The 5,228-nt window shown below is 47.3% G+C and carries 5 protein-coding genes and 1 pseudogene; 4 read left to right on the forward strand and 2 right to left on the reverse strand.

From position 1 onward, the window contains the following. Positions 1 to 190 precede the first annotated feature (190 nt). The 4 genes and pseudogenes from IQ270_RS27890 to IQ270_RS27905 all read left to right on the forward strand — a co-directional run bounded on the left by IQ270_RS27890 (position 191) and on the right by IQ270_RS27905 (position 2,864). Positions 191 to 685: pseudogene (locus IQ270_RS27890) on the forward strand (DUF2231 domain-containing protein). Then, positions 682 to 876, forward strand: a complete 195-nt coding sequence (locus IQ270_RS27895; RefSeq protein WP_228056770.1) for a DUF2231 domain-containing protein — start codon at positions 682 to 684, stop codon at positions 874 to 876. Before IQ270_RS27890 ends, IQ270_RS27895 begins: the two are co-directional and overlap by 4 nt. Beyond that, positions 876 to 1,847 carry a cbb3-type cytochrome c oxidase subunit I gene (locus IQ270_RS27900; RefSeq protein WP_339384386.1) on the forward strand — a complete coding sequence of 324 codons (972 nt, stop codon included), beginning with the start codon at positions 876 to 878 and terminating at the stop codon, positions 1,845 to 1,847. The genes IQ270_RS27895 and IQ270_RS27900 overlap by 1 nt, the downstream gene beginning before the upstream one ends. A gap of 405 nt (positions 1,848 to 2,252) precedes the next feature. Continuing rightward, a complete protein-coding gene (locus tag IQ270_RS27905) occupies positions 2,253 to 2,864 on the forward strand; it encodes a heme-copper oxidase subunit III (protein ID WP_193976384.1) in 612 nt (203 codons plus the stop codon). Positions 2,865 to 2,885: 21 nt separating this feature from the next. Here IQ270_RS27905 and IQ270_RS27910 read toward each other — a convergent pair whose 3' ends face one another. After that, complete coding sequence (locus IQ270_RS27910; RefSeq protein WP_193976385.1) at positions 2,886 to 3,224, reverse strand: hypothetical protein; 339 nt, start codon at positions 3,222 to 3,224, stop codon at positions 2,886 to 2,888. 222 nt (positions 3,225 to 3,446) lie between these two features. Next, on the reverse strand, positions 3,447 to 5,021 hold the full coding sequence (locus tag IQ270_RS27915; RefSeq protein ID WP_193976386.1) for a GMC oxidoreductase: 1,575 nt from the start codon (positions 5,019 to 5,021) through the stop codon (positions 3,447 to 3,449). Between the last annotated feature and the right edge of the window lie 207 nt (positions 5,022 to 5,228).

Consider the following 5,228-nt stretch of genomic DNA (forward strand, 5'->3'; position numbering starts at 1 on the left):
GGGTGTGCCAGGGAGATCGTCTTAAGTAAACCGTATTGCCCTCTAACCATAAAGACAAGATTGGTTCGATCGTTCGGACTTTATTCCGCAATTAGAAGGACTAAAGTCCGAACGATCGAACCTGTGAATTGTTGATATTTGGTAATTGATTGGACATGATATAATTCATTGATGCCGTAAGGACAAATCAATGCCTGCTCTACCTCTCAACAGCGAAAATCTACCTTACCCCGATCCGCTCCATCCGATTCTTGTCCACTTTGTAATTGCGATGGTAATTTTCTCGTTTTTCTGCGACGTTGTTGGCTAGTTCACTCGCAATCACCGCTTGTTTGAAGTGAGTTTCTGGAACTTGTTTGTGGCGACAGTTTCCATATTCCTAGCTGTGATGTTCGGTCAGTTTGAAGCTGGTTTGGCGCAACCTTACGAGGTGGTGAAACCGGTACTGAATTTGCACACGATTACGGGATGGTCGCTGGCGGCAATTCTGGCGGGAATTATGGGTTGGCGCTTTGTAATTCGCAGGCGCAGTCCCTTGAAAGTACCGCCTGCTTATCTGGGGGCGACAACTTTTTTGAGTTGTTTGGTTTTATTTCAAACATATCTGGGAACTCGGCTGGTTTGGGTTTACGGGTTGCACGTAGAGCCGATCGTTGAAGCGACGAAAAGAGGGATTTTGCAATGAATTCGCAACTCGTGCAGCAACTTGTCGATCAGTTGGGGTTCAAGCTAGGTGCAAATAGACTGCCCTACGAAGTGCCAATTCATCCGAATTTGGTGCATTTTACCCTGGGTTTGTTTATAATTGCCATCTTGTTTGATATAGCAGGAAATCTTTTTCCGTTAGAAAGACCGATACAGCGGCTGCGGTGCTGATGTTGTTCGATTTAGCCTTGGGGACAACCTTTTTCGATCCTTTTAACGAAGGCAGCCCGATTCTCTACCAGCACTTATTCTGGTTTTACTCGCACCCTGCAGTTTACGTAATGGCGCTGCCGGCCTTCGGTATTTTCTCGGAGATTTTGCCTGCTTTTTCCCGCAACCCTTTGTTTGGCTATAAATCAGTAGCGGTTGCATCCTTTGCAATTTCTCTACTCAGCATCTTCGTTTGGGTACACCATATGTTCGCCAGCGGCACTCCCGGCTGGATGCGGATGCTGTTCATGTTCTCCACCATGTTAGTCGCCGTGCCGACTGGCGTTAAGGTATTCGCTTGGACTGCTACCGTTTGGGGCGGAAAGCTGCACCTACAAACGCCGATGCTGTTTGCCTTGGGTGGCGTAGTCATGTTTCTGTTCGGCGGCATCACGGGCGTTATGCTGGGGGCCGTGCCTTTTAATCTGCACGTAAATAATACTTATTTTATAGTCGGCCACTTCCACTACATTGTGTTCAACACCATCACAATTGCGATTTTTGGAGCAATTTACTACTGGTTTCCCAAGATGACTGGGCGGATGTACGCCGAGGGCTGGGGCAAAATCCACTTCTGGCTAACTTTTATCGGGGCTAATCTGACTTTCTTTCCGATGCACCCGTTGGGCTTGCAAGGCATGGTGCGCCTGGTTGCTTCCTACGATCCGCAATACCAAGGGTTGAACGTCATTGCCAGTTTGGGGGGATTTCTGCTGGGGGTATCGACGCTGCCTTTTATCGTCAATATGGTGGTTTCGGCGCTGCAGGGCCCGAAAGCAACGGACAATCCTTGGCACGCTACGGGGTTGGAGTGGACTGTTTCTTCGCCGCCACCTGTTGAGAATTTTGCCCAGATTCCGATTGTGACTTTGCCGCCGTACCACTATGTCGATTCTCCAGAGTCGATCGTCCCGGCTTCTGCCCCAGAATAGCTGCAATTTCAACCGCTGATTTCAGGCGGATAAACACAGATTAACGCAGATAATTTCCAGAATTGAGATCGATCGAATGCTAGAGGTATTTTCTTCCTGATGACCAACAACCAACAACTAACAACCAATAACCAATAACCAATAACCAATAACCAATAACCAATGAGTGAGGGCGGGTTTTGCCATTTTTTTAGTCATTTGTATCATATATTCTTAGGGTCGAAAATTTAATAACTTAAACACCTCCTACCGTCCTCTCTCCTGTAAGTTGCTTTCCTCGAAGGAGGCAGAGCCTCGCCTATCTGCATTACCAGGCAGAGCCTGGTAACGAGCAATCGCTTAAGTTATTAAATTTTCATTCCTTAGCTAAACCCGCCTCTACAAAATGCTAATGACCAATGACTAATGACTTCTTCACTTATGGCAAATCCTACGCATTCAGGGCGATCGCCCCAAGAAAGCAACGAAAATTCTCAACAACACAAAAACGGGATGTTTGGCTTTACCGCATTCTTGCTTTCCGAGAGTATGGTCTTCCTCAGTTTTTTCGCCGCCTACATCATCTTGCGGCAGACAACTCCCAACTGGATCCCTCCTGGTATCCCGAAATTAGAGGTGCTTAAACCTGCGATTAACACGGCGGTACTTGTTTCGAGCAGTTTTGTCATTTACTTTGCCGAACAAGCCCTCGATCGCCGGAAACTGGGTTTATTTCGCTTGCTGTGGCTGGTGGCATCTTTAATGGGAACTTACTTTTTAGTTAATCAGGCGATCGAGTGGAACAACCTATCTTTTGGGCTGACTACAGGGTTGTTCGGCGCGACATTTTATCTGCTGACTGGGTTTCACGGTTTGCACGTTTTTGTCGGGATTATCTTGCAGCTAATTATGCTTGTCCGTTCTTTCCTTCGGGGGAACTACAACGGCGGCCACTTCGGCGTGAGTGCGGCTTCTTTGTTTTGGCACTTTGTTGATGTGATTTGGATTGTTTTGTTCTCGCTAGTTTATCTGTGGTAGTTCTATTTCTTTGCCAAAACCCTACCCTTGCGGTTTTGATAGTGCTTGTAATTCTTCCCAAGTGTAATGTTTGGGCAATTCAACTGGCTTAGCATTAGCGCCTAAACCTAACCCGATCGCCGGCTGAATTTCGGCGATCGCCTCTGAAGCAACATCAGCCACCGCACTACCTGCCATACCGCCCGCGATCGCCCCTGCGATGCTACCAATGGCCGCACCAACCTTTCCGCCAACAGAATTACCAATGGCCGCACCCGCTACACCGCCGCCGACTGCGCCCAATCCTGTGGCGATCGGGTGAGACTCATGTGTTTCCGATCGATTTGTACTATTTTCATCGGGCTTTTTAGCATCATTCATTGCGATCCTTTCCTCACAAATATTGCTCTTGTTTTTTCAATTTATACTTCAATACGGTTCACTTAACACTATTTATACCCCGGAGATCCCCCTAAATCCCCCTTAAGAAGGGGGACTTTGAGGGCATTCTTGTCCCCCCCTTTTCAAGGGGGGTTAGGGGGGATCTGTCTTAAGTGAACCGTATTGATTTATACTTTCCAAAACCTAATTTATTTACATCGTTTACTTTAACAGTTCAGTGATGCGATCGCCAACCCGCAGCGCATTTGCCATAATCGTCAGCGTCGGGTTAACCCCCGAATTTGACGCGAAAAAACTGCCATCCACAACATAGAGATTCTCAACATCGTGGGTGCGGCAATTCACGTCAAGCACTGAAGTTTTGGAGTCTGTACCAAACCGACAAGTGCCGCATTGATGACCAACTGATTGTACCGGCATCTGGGCGCGAGGATAAAGGCTAAAAGGAATGACGTGCTTGGCCGAACGGTGGAGGGATTTGACTACAGATGTCCAGCGGTGAATTAGCCGATCGCCCGCTTCGATATTGTTCGGCGTATAATCCAAGCAAATTCGATCGCCCTCCACCCGAACCCGATTGTTTAAATCCGGCAAATCTTCTGTTTGCAACCACCAACCAACCGAGCGCTCAGCAATCAAATGCCGCTCGTATTTAGGAATCAATTTTACCAGCGGAGCCATCAGCGCCGGAGCCTCAGCCGGCAGCATATCAGCTAACACATTCCCCGTATTTTGTACCATACCCATTGGATAAGGAAAATCCGGCTCTCCCCAATAATAATCGTTAACAGCAATAGTTTTTTGAAAGTTAGCTGTATTCACATCTAAGTGCATAGCAACTAAAGCAGTTGCCAGGTGTTTCATTAAATTTCTGCCCACCAAATCAGAACTATTTGCTAATCCGTTGGGGTGCTGCTCGCTAGCAGATTGCAACAACAAAACAGCCGAATTAATCGCACCGCAAGAAACCACCACAATATCGCCTGTAAATTGCTGTCGTTCCCCTAAAATTTCAGTTTCTACCCCCGTCACTTCTCGCCCGGATTTGCTGGTATGCAGTTTCAAGACTTTGGCATTAGTTATCAGGGTGAAATTAGCATATTTTTCGCGGGTTGGCCGAATCGCATTCACCTCCGCATCGGCTTTGGCACCTACTAAACAAGGGTAGCCGTCAAAAGTATCACAGCGAATGCAAGGGCTGTTTGTGCGATCGGCTTCATTCAGCTTTAATCCTAAAGGTAAATGAAACGGATTGTAGCCGAGCGATCGAATATCGTCCGCGAGCACCTGCATATCAGGTTCGTGGCTGACAGCAGGATAAGCATAAGGTTCGCTGCAGGGCGGTTCAGTCGGATCGATTCCCCGCTCTCCATGAACGTCATAGAGTGCTTCAGCTTGCGTGTAATACGGCTCAAAATCTGCGTATTTGAGCGGCCACTCTGGAGAAAATCCTTGCTTGTGAATTACGCGATCGAAATCTCGTTCCCGCAGCCGCAAAAGAGCCGCACCATAAACTTTTGTATTGCCGCCAACCCAATAACCAGTCTGGGGTCGAAACTTTTTACCTTCCCGATCGTACCAGCACTCATCCGTGTGATAGCGCTCTTTTTGATAAACTTCCAGCGCGCTCCAATTTGCTTTTTCCCTGGGCAAAAAGTCGCCTCTTTCTAGCACCAAAATCCTTTTACCAGTCGGTGCGAGACGGTGAGCCAGCGTACCTCCGCCCGCTCCCGTGCCAATAATAATGATATCGTAGTGGTTCGCCGAATTTACCATTGCCTAATCTTTTCTAAATTGTGCTGGTTTGGGAATAATTTTCCCTTAACTCATTGGTTCAATCTTACCCAGAAATTCAGGAATCACAACTGTATCGATCATGTGAACTACACCGTTAAGCTGTTGTGCATTTAAATTATATATTTCGACTATAGAGCAAAAATCTTTTCCCCATCTCCCCCTCTCCCCTTCGCATTGTTTACCTTC

This window comes from Microcoleus sp. LEGE 07076, assembly GCF_015207455.1.
Classification (GTDB): domain Bacteria; phylum Cyanobacteriota; class Cyanobacteriia; order Cyanobacteriales; family Microcoleaceae; genus Microcoleus.